The organism is Arthrobacter sp. Soil736 (assembly GCF_001428005.1).
Taxonomy (GTDB): domain Bacteria; phylum Actinomycetota; class Actinomycetes; order Actinomycetales; family Micrococcaceae; genus Arthrobacter.
The window spans coordinates 259449-278119 of record NZ_LMSB01000034.1; the positions used below are offsets into that span (position 1 = coordinate 259449).

An 18671-nucleotide genomic window follows, 5' to 3' on the forward strand; every position below is an offset into this window, starting at 1 on the left:
AGGGGAGTTTTTTGTTCTCCTCGGCCTGGCTGCATTGCTGTTCCGGCGCAGTTCTGCACCTGTTTCCGCGGCTCCAAGTCCTATGCCGCCCGTCAGTTCGGGTTTGCGGGCCCGGGTGGCGGGACAAAGTGGTGCGGAACTGCTGGGGTGACAGCCCGGACCTGAGCTTCCTCGGTATAGTGCCCACTATGGATGACAAAGCGATTCTGCACCGCTACTTGAAGACGCGGCGGGCGCAGCTCCTCGCGAAGCTCGACGGGCTGGACGAATACGACGTCCGCCGTCCCATGACTCCCACCGGCACCAACCTCCTAGGCCTCGTGAAGCACGTTGCCAGCGTAGAGCTGGGCTACTTCGGCGAGGTGTTCGGACGCCCGAGCGAGCGGGATGTGCCGTGGCTCGACGACGATGCGGAGCCTGATGCGGATATGTGGGCGACGCCTGCCGAGACCCGCGCGGACATCATCGCCTTGCACCGATTCTCGGCGGACCACAGCGATGCCACCATTGAGGCCCTCGCGCTCGACGCGCCTGGCATGGTGCCGTGGTGGCCCGAGGAGCGCAAGCACGTGACCCTGCAGCAGATCCTGGTGCACATGTGCTCCGAGACGGCCCAGCACCTCGGGCACGCGGACATCCTCCGCGAACTCATCGACGGCGCCGCAGGTCAGGGCCCGAACGACCCCAACCTGCCGATGCGCAGCGACACGGAGAAGGCCGCGCACTTCGCCCGGCTTGAAGAAGCGGCCCGGGAGGCCGCGGCCCGCTAAGCGCTCACCTAATCAGACCGGGTCCAACTGCCGCCCGCCCCTCCTGACGTGCAGAAACAACCGGCCTTCAAGGTTTTCACAACCTCCTCCGGCGAAGCTTGGTGCACCGAACTCAAGGCGTGACAAGCGTTGGGAGGGGCGTTGTCAGGGTGCTCGCCAGGCTGGCCGCTGTGGTGCTTTGAATGTCCGAGCGGCGTCCGCTTCCGGAACCGTGAACGCCACCTGGTGCACGGACTGTGCCGGTGAACAGGGCCCACGGCAGGCATCGCAGGACCCCTGACCGCCGGACGCTGAGGCCAGGGCACCGGCACAGGCTGCCTGGCGGCGGCTCTGTTTCCCGTCTCGTCAGCCCCCTTGCGGCTACAGTGGCTGCCTCTGTGGCCGCCGCGGCGGTGGTGTACGCGTCCGCCCTCCCGCCTCCCTTTGGTACCTCGGGCACGCCGCGCGGGATGACGCCGTCGACGGTCGGCAGCCCTGCAAATCCGGCAAGGATCCCTATCCCCTTGTCCACGCCGCCCAGCCGAGCAACATCCGCAAGTCCCGCGGTCACGGCTACGGCCCCAGCGCCCGCAAAGCCAGCACCTGCAAAGCCAGCACCCGCAAAGAGTGCCAGCGCCATCCGTGCAACAGCATCGCCCTCTGCCGCCGTTCCGGACACACAGGGGTCAGCCATCGATCCAGTTCTTGAGGCGCAGGTCAGCGGCATCATCAGGGCAAACGCCCCCAGCCAAGTGGGCGTCGCCCTGATCGATATGGCGGACGGCATCGTTCACGAATACGGGGTGCGCGAGAAGTTCGTGGCGGCGAGTACCGGTAAGGTTCTCGCCGCGGCCACCTATTACCATCTTGCCGAATCGGGGCTGGTCTCGTTGGCGGCCCCCATGGGCGGTTCCACGGCGGAAGTCCACCTCCGGCGGATGATCCAGCAAAGTGACAACCAGTCCTGGGGGCTGATCCTTGGCGCCATCGGCTACCAAGGGATCCAGGACTACGCGGCATCGATCGGTATCACCTATGACCGCGTGTTGAATACCCTCACCGCGGCTGAGACAGCACGGATACTGGCGCTGCTGTTCGGCGGCCGCCTTCTCAGCGGTGCCAACACCGCCCAACTGCTCTCCTACATGCAGTACACGAACTACGAGTCGTTGATTCCGGCCGCTGTTCCGGCCGGAATCAACGTTTTCCACAAGTACGGTCTGCTCGACGGCAACCTGCATGATGCGGCCATCCTGGTGCAGGACACGCGCGCATACGTCCTGGTGGTGTACACCCTGGGACACGACGCTGCAGGCATGCCCGGGGGCGCCGGAATCATCCATCAGGTCACGCAGGCGGTTGCGGCGAAACTGTTCTAAGGCGGCGCCGGACCCAGGTTCCAAAGGAAACAGCCATGGGGGTTCCCTCTTCCGCCCGCACGCGAAGCGGGAAGACACCACATTTCTGCACCGTTTTGCCGCCACGACCCCGCGGCCAGTCCCGGCCAGGCCGCGGAATTCCAACCCTGAGGCCCCGGTCCCGGCAGGAAAGTGGTGCAAATTTGCCGCCGCGCCGCCGAACGGGTGCGGCCCGGCCCTACACGAAGGCCGATTTCCCCGTCACGGCACGGGCTACGATCAGCGAGTTGATCTCGTAGCTGCCCTCGTAGGTGTAAAGGATCTCGGCGTCGCCGAACAGTTTGCCCATCTCGAAGTCGCTGCTGATGCCGTTGCCGCCCAGCAGGGAACGTCCCATGGCCACCGAGGCGCGCGCGAGCCTGGTGGTGGTGGCCTTGGCCATGGCGGCCTGCGCCATTTCCAGCTTGCCGTCCTCCTGGATCCGGGCAAGCTGAACCATCAGCGCCAGCGACGCGGACGCATTGCCGAGGATCTCGGCCAGCTGCTGTTGGACAAGCTGGAAGCTGGCCAGTTCCTTGCCGAATTGCTTGCGCTGCAGTGAATAGGAACGGGCGACGTCGAACGCGGCCAGCTGGATCCCGGCACCTTGCCAGCCCACCCAGGCACGCGAATCCCGCAGGAGCTCGTTGGCCTTGGAGAAATCGGTGGCGCCAGGGAGCAGGTTTGCCTCCGGGATCCGGACGTCCTGGAGCACGATGTCCGCGTTCTGCATGATCCGCAGCCCGATCTTGTTGGCGATCTTCGTGGCCGCATAGCCCGGGCGGTCCGTTTCCACGATGAAGCCCTTGATCTGCTGGTCGGCCACATCCCGGGCCCACACCAGGGCAAAGTCGGCAATGGTGCCGGCGCCGATCCACCGTTTGGCCCCGCTGATCACCCATTCGCCATTCTCGAGCCGGGCCGTGGTGGCCAGGCCGCCGGCGATGTCCGAACCGTGCTCCGGCTCAGTGAGCGCAAAGGCCCCCAGCTGCGTGAAAGCCGTCAGGCCGGGCAACCAGCGGCGCTTTTGTTCGTCGGAGCCAAGCTCGTTGATCATGCCCACGATGAGCTCGTTGTGGATGCCCACCAAGGCGGACAGCGACACGTCGGCCCGGGCCACTTCCACGTACATGAGGCCCTTGAAGAGCTTGGATGTGCCGTCCGTCTGCAGCCCGCCGAGTCCGCGCTTTCCCAGCTCAGCCAGGAGCCCGAAGGGGAACTCCTCGCGGTTCCAGTAGTCGATGGACTGGGCGCGTACCCGGGACTGCAGGAACTCCCTGGTGTCGAGGTAGCGCTGCCGCTCGCCGGCAGGCAGCAGGTCCGCGATGTACATCAGGTCCGCGTCCGGAAAGGGCGGCGCGGCGGCGTCAGCACTAACCGCCGTCGTTTCGGTTGATTGTCCGCTGTCACGTCCTTGTGGCTGCACGGGCATAGGTCCCTTCGCTCTTCCAAACCCTTGGATGTCCTAGTATATTGCACAGTGATGTGGATCACTAGGACGTGGATTCCAAAGGCGAAAGGTGCCCCATGACAGTCACCGACGACTTCCGTGCAGCACGCGACCAACTGCTCGCCCTGCGCCATGACTACGGCCAGGCGAGGAGCACCTTCGAGTGGCCGCGGCTGGAGGAGTTCAACTTCGCGCTCGACTGGTTCGACGCCATTGCCGCCGATCCGGCTACAGGGAGCAATCCGGCGCTGGTGATCGTCGAGCAGGACGGCTCGGCGACGCGCCGCAGCTTCGCCGAGTTGTCGGCGCGTTCAAACCAGGTGGCCAACTGGCTCCGCGGCCAGGGGGTGAAACGCGGGGACCGCATGGTCATCATGCTGGGAAACCAGGTGGAGCTCTGGGAGCTCATGCTGGCCGGCATCAAGCTCGGCATCGTCCTCATCCCCACCACCACGCTCATGGGTCCGGCCGACCTGAAGGACCGCGTGGAGCGCGGCGAGGCAGGCTGGGCCGCCGTCGGAAGTTCCAACATCGGCAAGTTCGCAGACGTTCCCGGAGACTACAGGCTCATTGAAATCGGCGACGGCGGAGCTTCCGCCGCGGATGCGGCGCCAGGTGCCGCCCGGTACACGGAGTCCGCGGCGGCCCCGGCGGACTTCACCCCGGATGCCCCCACCAAGGCCGACGAAACGCTGCTGCTGTATTTCACCTCGGGCACCACTTCCAAGGCCAAGCTCGTGGAGCACACGCACACGTCCTATCCCGTGGGCCACCTGTCCACGATGTATTGGATCGGCCTGGAGCCCGGCGACGTGCACCTCAACGTGGCATCCCCGGGCTGGGCCAAGCACGCCTGGTCCAACGTGTTCACCCCGTGGATCGCGGAGGCCTGCGTGTTCGTCTACAACTACGAGCGCTTCGATGCCCGCGCCCTGATGGAACAGATGGACCGGGAGAAGGTCACCAGCTTCTGCGCCCCGCCGACGGTCTGGCGGATGCTCATCCAGGCTGATCTCGGCCTGCTGAAGAATCCGCCCACCAAGGTGGTGTCCGCCGGCGAGCCGCTCAACGCCGAGGTGATCGGGCAGGTGCAGCGCGCCTGGGGTCAGACCATCCGCGACGGCTTCGGCCAGACCGAGACCACGGTCCAGGTGGCCAACACCCCCGGCCAGCCGGTGAAAATCGGCGCCATGGGCCAGCCCCTCCCGGGCTATGACGTGGTGCTTGTTGACCCTGCCACCGGTGAGGAATCCGACGACGGCGAACTCTGCTTGCGCCTGGACCCGCGGCCCGCGGGCCTGATGAAGTCCTACTACGGCGATCCGGACAAGACGGCGGACGCCTTCCGCGGCGGCTACTATCACACGGGCGACATGGCCAGCCGGGACGAGCGGGGGATCATCACGTATGTGGGCCGCGACGACGACGTCTTCAAGTCCTCCGACTACCGGCTGTCCCCGTTCGAGCTGGAGAGCGTACTGATTGAGCATCCGGCCGTGGCGGAGGCCGCAGTGGTCCCGTCCCCTGACCCGCTCAAGCTGTCGGTGCCCAAGGCGTTCGTGGTCCTCGCGGCCGGTCATGAGCCCGGGCCGGAGCTGGCCGAGGAGATCCTGCGCTACTGCCGCGACCATCTGGCGCCGTTCAAGCGCATCCGCCGGATCGAATTCACAGAGCTGCCGAAGACCATTTCCGGCAAGATCCGGCGCGTTGAGCTGCGGCACAGCGAGGAGGTCCGGCACGGCGCGTCCGGCGCTACGGTTTCCGGCGCTGCGATTCAGGCCGGCCTCGGGAAGGAATATTCGGAAGCGGATTTCCCGGGCCTGAAAAAGCAGGGCTGAGCCATGAACGCACCGCTGCCCCGCGACCCCATTGCCGATGCACAGCGCAACTGGGAGCGCCACGGCTGGGGGGACGTCGCCGCGCCGATGGCCGCCGTCACCGCGATCATGCGCACGCAGCAGATACTCCTGGCCCGGATCGAGGGAGCGCTGAAACCCTTCGGCCTGACGTTTGCCCGCTACGAACTGCTGGCGCTGCTGAGTTTCGCCCGGAGCGGCGCGCTGCCCATGAACAAGGCGAGCGCCCTGCTCCAGGTCCATCCCACGTCGGTGACCAACGCCGTCGACCGCCTGGAAAAGGCCGGGCTGGTGGTCCGTTCACCGCACCCCACGGACGGACGCACCACGCTGATCGAGCTCACCGCGGAGGGGCGCACCCTTGCGAAGAGCGCGACGGCGGTGCTCAACACTGAAGTTTTCAGCCAGTCCGGCTTCGCGGACCGGGACGTTGACCAGCTCATCCGCATCCTGGGCGATTTCCGCCGGGGAGCCGGGGACTTTTCCGAGTGACAGCCCGCGGCTAGCGGCCGGGAACGGAGTCCCCTTCCGAACGGATTTCAGAGGGCCGGCGCAGCTCTTCGATGAATGTGTCGAGCAATGCGTGCTGGTGCGGATTGTTGGCCAGCTGCACGAGGTCGGAGGCCGTGCTGGCCACTTTGATGTTGGTGTGCTGGCTGTACGTGGCCAGCAGTTGGAACGCGGCGTCAGAACCCATGCGCAGGGCCCCCATCAGGATTCCCTTGGCCTGCTCTATGGTGCTCCGCGTGCCTAGGGCTCTTTCAACCGCTTCCCGGGACGCCCGCTCTGTTTCCCAGTGCAGGGTGCTTGTGAGGTCAATGATGAACCCGTCAACAGCCCGCAGGGTTCCGGCCTCCATCCGCGCCTCCCCCGCCGTCAGGACGCGGTGTTCGCGCAGGCGGGCGTCGATGAGGCGGTGGTAGCTGCAGAAGTATCCTCCCGAGGCGCAGGCCGCGGCGAAAATGTCCTGGCAGCGTTCCCTGTCGTCCGGATGCTTATGGGAAAGGAGCAGCTCGAGCGTCGGGACGATCTCCCCGCGGCTGTACCCATGAAGGGCGTAGAGCTCATCCGACCAGTCCAGCCGCCGGGTGGCTGCGTCATAGCGGAAGGTGCCGGCAACGCCGTCCGCCTCCCCCCCGAGGGCACTCGAGTAGGTCCGGACGGTCTTCGGGATGTTCATCGGGGCATCTTCTGCGCCACCTGCCCGCTCATCCTCGGGCACCGGCGGGATATCGGACGAAAGAGGCCGCGAGCGACAGGGCAGGGACGGATTCCTTGCAGGAAGGCCGCAGCTCAGGCCGGGCGGGCAGGCCCCGCCGGGCTGTTCCTCCCAGTGCCGCTGCAGGCTGATGCGCCGCACGGCGGTCTGGGGGCGCTTCTGCCAACTCGCGTACGTGGCCCATACCGGCGTATTCGCGTACGGCAGCGATACCTTCTACTGCGGCTGCCTTGCTAGGAAAAGACCGGGACACCGCCATCACGGTCCCGTCCGGTGCGGTGAGCTGAAATCTGAAAGAAGCGTCTGCGTCGATGAAAAGTTCGAACATGCCAGCCATAAAGTCCTCCTGGATCCAGGGATCACCCAGCCTCCGTCGACGCCGTCGTCACCGGAGGCAGCTGAAGTTTCCGCACCGTCACCCCGCAGATGTCCCGGGGTTCGAATTGATGAATTTATGAAATTGTGAACTAGCCGGGGCTCTCTTGGCAAGCCTTGTCCGCGCCGGAGCCGGGCAAAGAACGGCCATGCGTCGCCCGGTGATGACACATTGCGGAGCAAGGATTGGGTGGCATCTCGAGACAGACCGTTCTGTCTCTATACTTGGAGCTAGATCCAATTTTTCGGCGCCGGAATCAGGAATTCAGCGGAAGGAATCCCATGACGGATGACATGCCAGAGGGCGTGATCCGGACGGAGGTGAAGGCTGAGCTGTTCAAATCCATGGGTCACCCCGCGCGGATCCTCATATTAGAGATGATGGTTGACGGACCGGTCGCAGTGAGCCACCTGCGGGACGGGACGGGCCTTGAGGCGTCGAACCTTTCCCAGCACCTGGGCATCCTCCGGCGCCAGCGCCTGATCGTCCCGTCGCGGAAGGACGGCCGTCTGTTCTACGAGCTCTCCTGCAACGACGTCAGCGAGGTTCTCGCCGCGGCGCGGGGACTCCTTGGCACCGTCCTCCAGGCCAGCGGTTTTCCTCCGGCTAGCGGCATCCAGGCTGGCGGTGTGCCGTCAGTCGCCGGACTGGCGGCCGTCGGCGCCAGCAGCCGCCAGGCGGCGTCTCTCTAGCCGCTGCGCGCTGCCGTACGAGGCTGTGCCCCGCGCCAGCGCATCGGGAGAGCCAGCGTCAGCGCATCAGGCGGGATTGGCCACGGCGGCCGCGGCAGGCCTCCCGAAAAGCCACGCCGCGACGTCGCTCCTTAGGACCAGATGGGGACTCCCGGTCCCGCTGACGCTTCCTGCAGGCACGTAGTAGCCGCGCCCGGACCCCGGCCCGCCTGCCGCGCGATCAAGCGCCTCAACGATCCGGCGGGTGAGGTGGCCCTGGGGCCCCGCGGCGTGGATTTCCTCGAGTTCATCCGGGGTGAGTCGTCCCAGTACCGCGGCAATATTGTCCACGATCGTTTCCCTTCCCGCACAGTTGCCAGTTGCTTGAAGTGCAAGGCTAGAGCACCGCGCTTAACGGCGGGTGAAATCCCCGCGGCGAACAGAATACGGAATCGGGCGGGCGGTGGTAGCCGGATCCGGCACGCTCGATCAGCCGGTCCTCAGTACAGAAAAATGTCGATCCATGCGCGGTTGTGGGCATGGAGCAGCACCAGGAACAGCACCAAGTCGAAGAGCAGGTGGACGCTGACAATGTAGGACAGCGACTTGGTCACGGTGAAGAGGCGTGCCTGCAGGAGCGCGAAGGGGTAGATGAACAGCGGCGCCCAGGACCGGAATCCCAGTTCCCACAGAAATGATGTGAACAGGACGGCCTGCAGCAGGTTGGCCTGCCAGTCGGGCAGGTGCCTCCGGAGCAGTGCGAACGCCGTGCAGATGAAAAACAGTTCGTCCCAGATGCCCAGGGCGTTGGTGCCCACGAAGAGCCGGGTGATGCCTTCGGGGTCGTGCACGGCCGGCCAGTTCATGTAGACCCCGGTCCTGATCATGTAGACAGGCAGCAGGGCATAACCGATCACCACGACGGCCGGCAGGTACCACTTCTCGGCCCGGGTCCACTTCTGCCCGGTCCGGACCGGAAAAACCACCGCGTGCTCCTTGGTGACGAAGCGCGAAACGGTATAGGGGATCCCTACGGCGAGCACCATCGCGGATCCCATGACGAGCATGTGGGACGTGCTGACGTCCGTGGTGATCGGCACGGCGCTGATGATGGCGATTCCGGCCGCGATCAGGGCCAGGTCCCGGAACAGCCCAAGGTCCACCAAGGCGGCCAGGATCAGCGAACACGCCAGGAGGGCGTATCCGGGAGCGCTCTGGTCCAGCCCGAACAGGATGAAGCCGGACAGCGACAGCATCGCGGCCGGTACAACGCGCATGGATGTCCCCTTGACAGTGCGCTGCACGGCCAGGGGCATGCTCACCGGTGCCTGAACTCCGGCTGGCGCTTCTCCGCGAAAGCCGCCATGCCTTCCTTCTGGTCCTCGGTGGCGAAGAGCGAATGGAACAGGCGGCGCTCGAACAGCACGCCCTGCGCCAGCCCCGTCTCGAAGGCCGCGTTGACGGCTTCCTTGGCCAGCATGGCCGCCGGCTTGGACTTTGACGCGATCACCGCGGCGGCTTTCAGCGCCTCTTCCACGGTGTCCCCTGCCGGCACCACCCTGGCCACGAGCCCGGAGCGTTCCGCCTCGTCCGCGTCGATGAACCGGCCGGTGAGGATCATGTCCATGGCCTTGGCCTTGCCCACGGCGCGGGTGAGCCGCTGGGAGCCGCCCATCCCCGGAAGAACCCCCAGGTTGATTTCGGGCTGGCCGAACTTGGCGTTATCTCCGGCGATGATGAAATCGCACATCATGGCCAGTTCGCAGCCGCCGCCCAGGGCAAAGCCGGACACGGCGGCGATCAGCGGTATGCGAAGCCTGGTGAGGTCTTCCCATCCGCGGAACCAGTCGGCGTCGTACATCTCCATGTAGCCCTGGGAGGCCATTTCCTTGATGTCGGCGCCGGCGGCGAACGCCTTGCCCGACCCCGTGATCACGACGGCGCCCACGCCGGGATCCGTGTCCATCGCCGTGACCGCGGCAACGAGCTCATCCAGGGTCGCCATGTTCAGGGCGTTCAGCGCCTCGGGCCGGTTCAGGGTTACGAGCCCAACGCGCCCCCGGCGCTCCACCAGAATGTTCCCGTACTCGTGCGTCATGCATGCCCCTTCGGTGCTTGGTGATGAAAACTAAGACTACTTTCCGGACTTGTCCCGGATGTCGGTGATGATGCCGGAAAAGTCGCGCCCGGCGCCGCCTTCAGCGGCAAAGGCATCGTAAATTTCAGAGGCCAGCGGACCCATCCGGGCCGCGACGCCGGTGCTCTGGACGGCATTCAGGGCCAGCCTCAGGTCCTTCGCCATCAGCGCCCCGGCGAATCCGGGCTGATAATCCCGGTTGGCCGGACTGGTGGGCACGGGTCCCGGCACGGGGCAGTTGGTGGTGAGCGCCCAGCACTGGCCTGACGCCGCGGAAGCGACGTCGAACAGAGCCTGATTCGTCAGCCCCAGCTTCTCGCCCAGCACGAACGCCTCGCTCACCGCGATCATGGACACGCCCAGGATGAGGTTGTTGCAGATCTTCGCCGCCTGCCCTGCGCCGTGCTCCCCGCAGAGGACTGCGCGCTTGCCCATCACGTCCAGCATGGGCCGCACCGCCTCAAAGTCCTCCGGCAGCGCGCCCACCATGAACGTCAATGTGCCGGCCTCGGCGCCCACAACGCCACCGGAGACCGGCGCGTCCACGGAGCGGTGCCCGGCGTCCAGGGCCAGCCTGGCCGCTCCCCTGGCCTCGTCCACGTTGATGGTGGAGCAGTCCAGGAACATGGTGTCCGCCGCGGCGGCGGCGAGCAGCCCGGGCTGCCCCTCCGTGCCGAGGTACGCGTCCAGCACATGCTGCCCGCTCGGGAACATGGTGAGCACCACGTCAGCCCCGGCGACGGCTTCGGCGGCGCCGGCGGCGACCGGTACGCCATGCTCCCGCGCGGCTTCCACCGCCGCGGGCACGACGTCGAATCCGGTGACCGTATAGCCCGCCTTGACCAGGTTGACGGCCATGGGCCCGCCCATGTGGCCCAGCCCGAGGAAGGCGATGTGTTCCTTCCTGGCCGCGGAATCGCCCGCGGCTCCCGCTACATCCGGCGTTGCATCGTCAGGCACGGCCCGTCTCCTTCTCCAAAAGAACCAACTCCCTGTCCCCCAACGGCGCAAAGTACCTCTCGACGTCGTGCGCGCGCACTTCGCCGAGCGTGGCCGGCCGCCAGTTGGGGTTGCGGTCTTTGTCCACCACCTGCGCGCGGATTCCTTCCCGGAAGTCCGGGCCGGCCAGGCATCGCAGACCCACGCGGTACTCCTGGGCGAGCGCTTCGTCGAGGCTCAGCCCCCTGACCCTGCGCAGCGATGCCAGTGCCACCTTGACCGCCGTGGGCGACTTCGCCTCAATGGTGTCCGCTGCCTCCGCGGCCTCACCGCCGGCGGCACGCAGCCGCCGGACGATTTCCTCGGCGTCGTCGGCGGCGTAACAGGCGTCGATCCAGTCCCGCTGTTCCTCCAGCCCCGAGGCGGGGGCGTGGCCGGAAAAACGCCCGACGGCGGCTTCCGCGGCTTCGTTTTCCAGCGCCGCCGCGAGGTCGGCGAGCCTTTCGGACGGAACGAAGTGGTCCGCGAGGCCCAGGAACAGCGCATCGGCGCCGCTCAGGTGCGCCCCGGTCAGTGCCGAATGGGTGCCGGACTCCCCCGGCGAGCGCGAGAGCAGCAGTGTGCCGCCGACGTCGGGCACGAATCCGATGGTGGTCTCGGGCATGCCCGTCCGGGTCCGCTCGGTGACGATGCGCACGGAACCGTGGGCAGAGATGCCCACGCCGCCGCCCAGCACCAGCCCGTCCATGAACGCCACGTACGGCTTCGGGTAGCGCGCGACGAGCGAATTCAGCCGGTATTCGGCCTCCCAGAAACCGGCCGTTTCGTCACCTCCCGCGAGCATGTCCCGGTAAATCGCCACGATGTCGCCGCCGGCGCACAATCCGCGCTGACCGGAACCCTGCACCAGAACGGCCGCCACGCCGTCGTCGTCCGCCCAGGCGGTCAGCTGATCCAGCATCGCCGCCACCATCCCGGCGGTGAGCGCGTTGACCGCTTTGGGCCGGTTCAGCGTCACCACGCCGAGGCGGCCGCGCCGTTCGAACAGCACCTCTTCGGGCACTGCCTCCTCAGGCGCTGCTTCCTCGGGCATGGTGTTCGCGGGGCTGGCGTCAGGGGATGTTCCGGTCATCAGCTTCCTTCCGGCATGGTGAAGCTGGCGCCCTGACGGATGCCGGAAGGCCAGCGGGTGGTCACTGTCTTGGTCTTGGTGTAGAAGCGGAAGGCGTCCGCGCCGTGCTGGTTGAGGTCCCCGAAGCCGGAGGCCTTCCAGCCGCCGAAGGTGTAGTACGCGATGGGCACCGGAATGGGAACGTTGATGCCCACCATGCCCACCTGCACGCGGCTGGCGAAGTCCCGGGCTGCGTCGCCGTCGCGGGTGAAGATGGCCACGCCGTTGCCGAACTCGTGCTCGCTGCAGAGCCGCAGGGCCTCGTCGTAGTCGGCTGCGCGGAGGACGCTCAGCACGGGGCCGAAGATCTCCTCCTTGTAGATCTTCATGTCCTTGGTGACGTTGTCGAAGAGCGTGGGGCCAACCCAGAAGCCGCCTTCGTAGCCGTCCACGGTGATCCCGCGGCCGTCTGTCACCAGCGTGGCGCCGTCCTCCACGCCGGACTGGATATACCCCTCGATCCGCTCCTTCGCGGCGGCCGCCACCACGGGGCCGAAGTCGGAGTCCTTGTCCAGGCTGTGGCCCACCTTCAGCCCCTTGATCCGCTCCTGGAGCCGTGAGACGAGCCTGTCCGCGGTGTCCTCCCCCACGGGAACAGCCACCGAGATGGCCATGCAGCGTTCGCCTGCGGAACCGTACCCCGCCCCGATCAGGGCGTCCGCGGCCATGTCGAGGTCCGCGTCCGGCATGATCACCATGTGGTTTTTGGCGCCGCCGAAGCACTGCGCCCGCTTGCCGTGGGCGGCCGCCGTGGCATAGATGTACTGGGCAATCGGCGTGGACCCCACAAAGCCGATCGCCTTGACGCGGTCGTCCTCAAGCAGCGCGTCCACGGCTTCCTTGTCCCCGTTGACCACGTTGAACACGCCGTCCGGCACGCCCGCCTCGGTGAAGAGCTCGGCCAGGCGAAGTGGCACGGAGGGATCCCGTTCCGAGGGTTTAAGGATGAAGGCGTTGCCCGCCGCCAGTGCGGGACCGGACTTCCAGAGCGGGATCATGGCGGGGAAGTTGAACGGCGTAATGCCCGCCACCACGCCCAGCGGCTGACGCATGGAATGAACGTCAATGCCTGAACCGGCGTCGTCCGAAAACTCACCCTTGAGCAGATGCGGGGCGCCGGCGGCGAACTCCACCACCTCGATGCCGCGCTGGATGTCCCCCTTGGCATCCGGAACGGTCTTGCCATGCTCAGAGGAGAGGAGCCTGGCCAGCTCGTCCAGGTGCTCGTTCACCAGGTCCACAAACTTGAGCAGGATCCGCCCGCGGCGCTGCGGGTTCATGGCGCCCCACTCCAGCTGGGCCTTTTCGGCGCTGGAGATGATGTTCCGGACTTCCTCGGCGCTGGCCAGCGGAAGCTTTGACTGGACCTCGCCGGTGCAGGGGTCATAGACGTCGCTGAACCTTCCGGAGGTGCCCTCCACCCTCCGGCCGTCAACGTAGTGGGACAGTTCGCGCACCATGGTGGAATGCTCCTTTGCATGTGACCCGGGTCATCTTGGAGCTGAATATACTCGGACTTCCTACTAAATTCCAGAGTCCGGGGATGCGGACGGGCACTCCGGCACCCGGGCCGCCCACCATCCGCCCGGGGCCCAAGTTCGGTAAGTTAGGAACTGTGAAGATTGCTACCTGGAATGTGAACTCGCTCCGTGCCCGCGCCGACCGTGTGGAGGCCTGGCTGCAGCGCACTGACTGCGATGTCCTGGCCATCCAGGAAACGAAGTGCAAGGACGACAACTTTCCGTGGGAGCTGTTCGAACGGATGGGCTACGAGGTGGCGCACTACGGCGTCAGCCAGTGGAACGGCGTGGCCATTGCCTCCCGGGTGGGCCTCGAGGACGTCGAGCGCGCCTTCGTGGACCAGCCGGCGTTCGGCAAGGCGGGCAAGGACCCCATCCAGGAGGCCCGCGCCATGGCGGCCACCTGCGGCGGAGTCCGGGTCTGGAGCCTGTACGTCCCCAACGGCCGCTCCCTCGACGACGAGCACATGCCCTACAAGCTCGAGTGGCTTGCCGCCCTCAAGAACCACGCCGCCGGCTGGGTCTCCGAGAACCCCGAGGCGCAGATCGCCCTGATGGGCGACTGGAACATCGCGCCCACGGACGACGACGTCTGGGACATCGATCTGTTTCTTTCCCAGGGCCTCACCCACGTCAGCGAACCCGAGCGCGCCGCGTTCCGCGCCTTCGAGGCCGTCGGCTACTCCGACGTCGTGCGGCCGCACACGCCGGGTCCCGGCGTCTACACCTACTGGGACTACACGCAGCTGCGCTTCCCGAAGAAGGAAGGCATGCGGATCGACTTCGTCCTGGCCTCCCCTGCCCTTGCGGCCCGCGTCACCGGCGCCTCGATCGACCGCGAGGAACGCAAGGGCAAAGGCGCCTCTGACCACGCGCCGGTGATCGTGGAGCTGGCCGACTGATGGGGACTGAACGTCGATGACAGGCAGGCGCTCATGACGGGAAGCCTTTACCGGGGGCAGGCCGGGCTGCCGTTCTCGTCCACGCTCCGGGTCTACGAACCGCTGGAGGCCTTCCCCGAGGACCAGCGGGCCGCCCTCAAAGCCGCGGGCAAGCGGGCAGTTTCCCGCGCCGCAGTCGAAAACGCCGAGCTGCTGGCCTCGCTGGGACGGATCACGCGGCCCGGCGGAGATCCGTTCCCCACGGGACGGACCGACCTGGTGCGCGTCACCCGGGCGCCGGGTATTCCGGTCGGGGACGACGCCACGAAGGAGCCTGCCGGCGCGGACACGTCCGACGGCGCCGCCCTGCTGTACTGCCCCAGCCAGCTTGTGCTGCGGGCCGGACTGGCTGCCAACGCGCTCATGGAAGGAATCCACGGCCCTCTGGCCGAATTGCTGATACCGGAGGAGCAGCGGGACCGGCACCAGGAGCGGATCGACCAGGTCAACGCCCGCGATGGCATTGCCCGGGTGCACACCCGGGCCTCCACGTGGGGAATCCCCTTCAGCTGGTTCTCGCTGTTCCTGGAGTCCGACCCGCAGGACGTGGTGGAGTCCGGCGGCCGGATCCTGACCGTCCGGGTGTGGGCACGCATAGCCGAGGCGCTGGACAGGGTGCGCTACGCGGTGGCGAACCTGGCCCTGGCGGCGCCCGACCTGGACATGCTGGATGACCTGACCCAGCTCACTGAATGGCTGGAGCTGTTCCACGCGGATTCCATGGTGGAACTCGACTATGGTGCCGTGGCGGACAAGGTCTACCCGGACGACTCCCCCATGGACGTGCGCCTTGGGATCGAGTGTCTCGCCGAGGGAGACATGACCGGCGCGGCCGCCGCCTACCGCAGGCTCGCCTCGCGCTGGATCCCCATCCGCCAGCTGGCGCGCGCTTCCTGACCAGGCTTTCCGGTTCCCGGCCCGCTAAGCCCGCGGCGGCGCCGTCGTGCGTCTGACGATGAGTTTGTGGGGCGCGACGGCGGAATGCACGGAGCCGGCGATCCCCACCAGCTCGTCCAGCAGCATTTTGGTGGCCAGTTCGGCCTGTTCGTCAGGCCGCTGGCCCACAGTGGTAAGGCCTATGGCGTCGGAAAAATCGTGGTCGTCGATCCCAATCACGGACAGGTCCTCGGGAATCCGGACGCCCACACGGTTCGCTTCGAAGATGACCCCCATGGCCATTTCATCGGAGGCACAGAAGATGGCGGTCGGCTTGGATCCCGGCTGACCCCACAGCCGCCGGAACGCCTCCTGGCCGCTGCGGACGGTGAAGTCACCCCACTCATCCCACTCGGGACGGACCACAAGTCCCGCCGCAGTCATCACGTCCTGGAAGGCCAGGATGCGGACGCGCGGGACGTCGAAGTTAAGGTCGGTTTCGTCGTCCCCGTGGAGCAGGGCAATATCGCGGTGGCCGAGGTCGATCAGGTGCTTGACGGCAGTGGAGGCGGCAGCGTAGTCGTCGATGCCGATGTAGGCGCATTCCTCCACGTGTCCGCCCACCACCACCAGGGGGATTTCGATCTTCTGCAGGTGTTCGAGTTCCTCGTGGGTGAGCGCCATACACAGGACCAGCAGCGCGTCGATCTGCTTGTAGACCATGGTCTTGCTGAAGAGCCGCTCGCGGTGGCTGCCGTGGCCACCCAGGTTGAACAGCGACAGGTTGTACTGGCGCGCGTGGAGTTCGCGGTCTGCGCCCTCGATGGCTTTGGAAAAGAACCAGCGGCTCACAAACGGCGCCAGCACGCCGATGGTCTTGGTGCGGCCGGTGGCCAGGCCCGACGCCGACGACGACGCCACGTACCCCAGGGCACCGGCCACTTCGAGAATTTTTTCCCGAGTGGCCGGTGAAACCCTCGGCAGGCCGCGCACGGCGCGGGACACGGTTGCCGTGGACACTCCGGCTGCCGCCGCCACGTCCTCAATGCTGACTCCTGAGTGGCCGCCGCGCTGTGCCCTGTCAGTTGTGCGCGCCACGATGACCCCTCAAAGCCTCTATACAGATTTCCGCCATGACATTCTCCCAGCGGCAAGAAACCATTTTAGTCTGGCCGGCGCTCAGCTGCGGCGCTTGGCCGTGCGTGCGGGAAGGCGCCTGCGCAGCCTGATCATCCCGTACAGCGCCAAGAGCACACCCAGCAGGCCCAGCGCCCACCCGAGTGCCGGCTGGGCGGTGAACTCCATCCAGACCGTGGCGACGAGCAGCACCACTGCCCAGAAGCCGAGGAATCCGATGATGATGTCGAAGTCCTCGCCGGAGCGGACCCGCTTAGGCCCGACCCCGGCTGCCGGCTTCCCGCCCTTCGGTACTGCTCCGTGCGTCATTTGACTGCGCCGGCCGTCAGCCCGGCCACGATCTTGCGCTGGAACACCAGCACCAGAATGACGAGCGGAATGGTGACGATGGTGCCCGCCGCCATGATGGCCGTGTAGGGAATCTGGTTTGGCTGCGCCCCGGCGAAGTTGGCGATTGCCACCGTCACCGGCTGGGTCGCGTCGCTGGACAGCTGGCTGGCGATCAGGAATTCATTCCAGGAGGAGATGAACGCCAGGATCGCCGTGGTGAAGATGGCCGGCGCCGCCAGCGGCATAATCACCTTCCGGAACGCCTGGCCCTGCGTACAGCCGTCCACACGGGCCGATTCCTCCAGTTCCCACGGCATTTCGCGGAAAAACGAGGTCATGGTGTAGACCGTCAGCGGCAGGACAAACGAGATATTCGGGATGATCAGCGCCTGATAGGTGCCCATCCAGCCGATGTTGGTGAACAGCTGGAACAACGGGGTGATCAGGGCAACGCCCGGGAACATGGAAGCACCCAGGATGAAGCCCAGCACCATGTACTTGAACCTGAAGTTCAGCCGGGCCAGTGCGTAGGCGGCGAACACACCGATGACCAGCGACACCAGGGTGACGACTCCACCGATGAACACGCTGTTCAGCAGGGCCTGGCCGAACCTGTTGCCAAACGACGTGTCGAACGCGGTATTGAAATTGTCCAGGGTGACGTGAGTGGGCAGGATCGAGGTGTCGTAGGTGAAGCCCACGTCGCGGAACGCGGTCACCACCATCCAGTACGCCGGGGCGAGGCACCAGATCAGGACCACTGCCGCACTGATGTACGTGCGGCCCTGCGCCCATTTCTCCCGGTTCTGCGCGGCTTTCCTGCCCCTGTCCTGCTGCGCGCGCAGTTCGGTTGTCGCGGCGGTCATTTCTTCCCCTTACCGGTGGCGCCGCTTTGCTCCACAACATTCGCTCCGAGGAAGCGGACGAAAATGAAAGCGACAAGAAAGATGATGATGAACGTGATGGTCGACAACGCCGCGGCAGAGTTGAAGCCTTGCCTGATCTGGTTGATCACCAGGATCGACAGCGTTGTGGTGTTGTTGGCGCCGCCCGTGAGGATGTAGGGAAGGTCGAACATCCGGAGCGCATCAAGCGTGCGGAAGAGGACGGCGACCATGAGCGCCGGCTTAACCAGCGGGAGGGTGATCATCCGGAACCGCTGCCAGGCCGAGGCACCGTCCACCTTGGCCGCCTCGTAGACCTCGGCCGGAATCATCTGCAGGCCCGCCAGGATCAGCAGCGCCATGAATGGCGTTGTCTTCCAGACATCGGCGATGATCACTGCCCACTTCGCCGGCCACTCGCTGCCGGTCCACAGAATAGTGGTGTTGAACAGCTTGTTGGCGATTCCTTCGAAGGCGAAGATGAAGAACCAGAGCTTTGCGGTCACGGCGGTGGGGATGGCCCACGGCACCAGTACAGCCGCACGAACAAGGCTCCGGCCCTTGAAGGTCCTGGCCATGATCATGGCCATCCAAAAGCCCAGGGCGGTCTCAAGCGCAACGGTGACGACAGTGAAGAAGAACGTGGTGGCGGTGGCCGACCAGAACTGGGCGCCCAGGGTGCCCGGCGGGCAGGCGACGGTTCCGCCGGCCGGCGCTGCACACTGCTGCGCGATCCAGTTCACGTAGTTCTGGACGCCGGCAGGGCCGCCGGCGGTGAAGAGTCCCGTGGCCGGATCGAGCCCGGCGTCTTTTTGGAAGGACATCACGATGGCACTGATGATCGGGTAAACGATCACAATGGCCAACGCGATGATCGTGGGGGCAAGGAGCCATGCGGCCCACCTGCCCTGGCTCAGGATCTGGTTGTCCTCACCAACGCCCTTGGGCCCGTGATGAATCGGGGTGCCGCCCGACGCCGGTGCTTTGACCGGCGTCGGGCCTACTTCGGTTGCCATGG

The 18671-nt window shown here is 66.2% G+C and carries 20 protein-coding genes; 7 read left to right on the forward strand and 13 right to left on the reverse strand.

All coding sequences use genetic code 11. From position 1 onward, the window contains the following. Positions 1 to 188: 188 nt before the first annotated feature. Both ASG92_RS18185 and ASG92_RS18190 read left to right on the forward strand, forming a co-directional pair. Positions 189 to 770, forward strand: a complete 582-nt coding sequence (locus tag ASG92_RS18185; RefSeq protein WP_056631325.1) for a DinB family protein — start codon at positions 189 to 191, stop codon at positions 768 to 770. A 503-nt stretch (positions 771 to 1273) separates the two neighbouring features. Beyond that, positions 1274 to 2128 (forward strand): serine hydrolase, encoded by an 855-nt coding sequence (locus ASG92_RS18190; RefSeq protein ID WP_240987189.1) that lies wholly within the window; start codon positions 1274 to 1276, stop codon positions 2126 to 2128. A 217-nt stretch (positions 2129 to 2345) separates the two neighbouring features. Here the strand turns inward: ASG92_RS18190 and ASG92_RS18195 are convergent, their stop codons facing one another. Next, positions 2346 to 3578, reverse strand: a complete 1233-nt coding sequence (locus ASG92_RS18195) for an acyl-CoA dehydrogenase family protein (RefSeq protein ID WP_056631327.1) — start codon at positions 3576 to 3578, stop codon at positions 2346 to 2348. 95 nt (positions 3579 to 3673) lie between these two features. Here ASG92_RS18195 and ASG92_RS18200 point away from each other — a divergent pair, with 95 nt between their 5' ends. Both ASG92_RS18200 and ASG92_RS18205 read left to right on the forward strand, forming a co-directional pair. Then, positions 3674 to 5434, forward strand: a complete 1761-nt coding sequence (locus ASG92_RS18200) for an AMP-binding protein (protein WP_056631330.1) — start codon at positions 3674 to 3676, stop codon at positions 5432 to 5434. A 3-nt stretch (positions 5435 to 5437) separates the two neighbouring features. Continuing rightward, a complete protein-coding gene (locus tag ASG92_RS18205) occupies positions 5438 to 5944 on the forward strand; it encodes a MarR family transcriptional regulator (RefSeq protein WP_056631333.1) in 507 nt (168 codons plus the stop codon). Positions 5945 to 5954: 10 nt separating this feature from the next. Here the strand turns inward: ASG92_RS18205 and ASG92_RS18210 are convergent, their stop codons facing one another. Together ASG92_RS18210 and ASG92_RS27565 are read right to left on the reverse strand one after the other, a co-directional pair. Next, positions 5955 to 6632, reverse strand: coding sequence for a PAS and ANTAR domain-containing protein (locus ASG92_RS18210; protein ID WP_056631336.1), 678 nt, complete (start codon positions 6630 to 6632; stop codon positions 5955 to 5957). 28 nt (positions 6633 to 6660) lie between these two features. Next, complete coding sequence (locus ASG92_RS27565; protein ID WP_082579591.1) at positions 6661 to 7008, reverse strand: DUF1508 domain-containing protein; 348 nt, start codon at positions 7006 to 7008, stop codon at positions 6661 to 6663. Positions 7009 to 7328: 320 nt separating this feature from the next. Between ASG92_RS27565 and ASG92_RS18215 the strand changes: the two genes are divergently transcribed. Beyond that, complete coding sequence (locus ASG92_RS18215) at positions 7329 to 7739, forward strand: metalloregulator ArsR/SmtB family transcription factor (protein ID WP_056631338.1); 411 nt, start codon at positions 7329 to 7331, stop codon at positions 7737 to 7739. Between the two features lie 66 nt (positions 7740 to 7805). Here the strand turns inward: ASG92_RS18215 and ASG92_RS18220 are convergent, their stop codons facing one another. The 6 genes from ASG92_RS18220 to ASG92_RS18245 all read right to left on the reverse strand — a co-directional run bounded on the left by ASG92_RS18220 (position 7806) and on the right by ASG92_RS18245 (position 13425). After that, positions 7806 to 8069, reverse strand: coding sequence for a hypothetical protein (locus tag ASG92_RS18220; protein ID WP_056631340.1), 264 nt, complete (start codon positions 8067 to 8069; stop codon positions 7806 to 7808). Positions 8070 to 8218: 149 nt separating this feature from the next. Beyond that, complete coding sequence (locus ASG92_RS18225; protein ID WP_240987190.1) at positions 8219 to 8995, reverse strand: CPBP family glutamic-type intramembrane protease; 777 nt, start codon at positions 8993 to 8995, stop codon at positions 8219 to 8221. A gap of 41 nt (positions 8996 to 9036) precedes the next feature. Beyond that, the gene (locus ASG92_RS18230) at positions 9037 to 9816 is read right to left on the reverse strand and encodes an enoyl-CoA hydratase (protein WP_056631345.1); all 780 of its coding nucleotides are present in this window, start codon (positions 9814 to 9816) and stop codon (positions 9037 to 9039) included. 36 nt (positions 9817 to 9852) lie between these two features. Next, positions 9853 to 10749, reverse strand: coding sequence for a 3-hydroxyisobutyrate dehydrogenase (mmsB, locus tag ASG92_RS18235; protein WP_056632188.1), 897 nt, complete (start codon positions 10747 to 10749; stop codon positions 9853 to 9855). Positions 10750 to 10807: 58 nt separating this feature from the next. After that, positions 10808 to 11887 carry an enoyl-CoA hydratase/isomerase family protein gene (locus ASG92_RS18240; RefSeq protein ID WP_056632190.1) on the reverse strand — a complete coding sequence of 360 codons (1080 nt, stop codon included), beginning with the start codon at positions 11885 to 11887 and terminating at the stop codon, positions 10808 to 10810. Between the two features lie 38 nt (positions 11888 to 11925). Further along, positions 11926 to 13425 carry a CoA-acylating methylmalonate-semialdehyde dehydrogenase gene (locus ASG92_RS18245; protein ID WP_056631348.1) on the reverse strand — a complete coding sequence of 500 codons (1500 nt, stop codon included), beginning with the start codon at positions 13423 to 13425 and terminating at the stop codon, positions 11926 to 11928. Between the two features lie 155 nt (positions 13426 to 13580). Between ASG92_RS18245 and ASG92_RS18250 the strand changes: the two genes are divergently transcribed. Together ASG92_RS18250 and ASG92_RS18255 are read left to right on the forward strand one after the other, a co-directional pair. Further along, the gene (locus ASG92_RS18250) at positions 13581 to 14387 is read left to right on the forward strand and encodes an exodeoxyribonuclease III (protein WP_056631350.1); all 807 of its coding nucleotides are present in this window, start codon (positions 13581 to 13583) and stop codon (positions 14385 to 14387) included. Between the two features lie 33 nt (positions 14388 to 14420). Beyond that, entirely contained in the window at positions 14421 to 15323 is a 903-nt protein-coding gene (locus ASG92_RS18255; RefSeq protein ID WP_056631352.1) for a hypothetical protein, read from the forward strand. Between the two features lie 24 nt (positions 15324 to 15347). Here the strand turns inward: ASG92_RS18255 and ASG92_RS18260 are convergent, their stop codons facing one another. From ASG92_RS18260 to ASG92_RS18275, 4 genes are all read right to left on the reverse strand, one after another. Further along, positions 15348 to 16400: a LacI family DNA-binding transcriptional regulator gene (locus tag ASG92_RS18260; protein ID WP_056631356.1), complete on the reverse strand. Its 1053-nt coding sequence runs from the start codon at positions 16398 to 16400 to the stop codon at positions 15348 to 15350. An 81-nt stretch (positions 16401 to 16481) separates the two neighbouring features. Continuing rightward, entirely contained in the window at positions 16482 to 16748 is a 267-nt protein-coding gene (locus ASG92_RS18265; protein ID WP_056631359.1) for a hypothetical protein, read from the reverse strand. Further along, on the reverse strand, positions 16745 to 17635 hold the full coding sequence (locus ASG92_RS18270; protein ID WP_056631361.1) for a carbohydrate ABC transporter permease: 891 nt from the start codon (positions 17633 to 17635) through the stop codon (positions 16745 to 16747). Before ASG92_RS18270 ends, ASG92_RS18265 begins: the two co-directional genes overlap by 4 nt. Continuing rightward, on the reverse strand, positions 17632 to 18669 hold the full coding sequence (locus tag ASG92_RS18275) for a sugar ABC transporter permease (RefSeq protein ID WP_056631363.1): 1038 nt from the start codon (positions 18667 to 18669) through the stop codon (positions 17632 to 17634). The genes ASG92_RS18270 and ASG92_RS18275 overlap by 4 nt, the downstream gene beginning before the upstream one ends. Positions 18670 to 18671 lie beyond the last annotated feature (2 nt).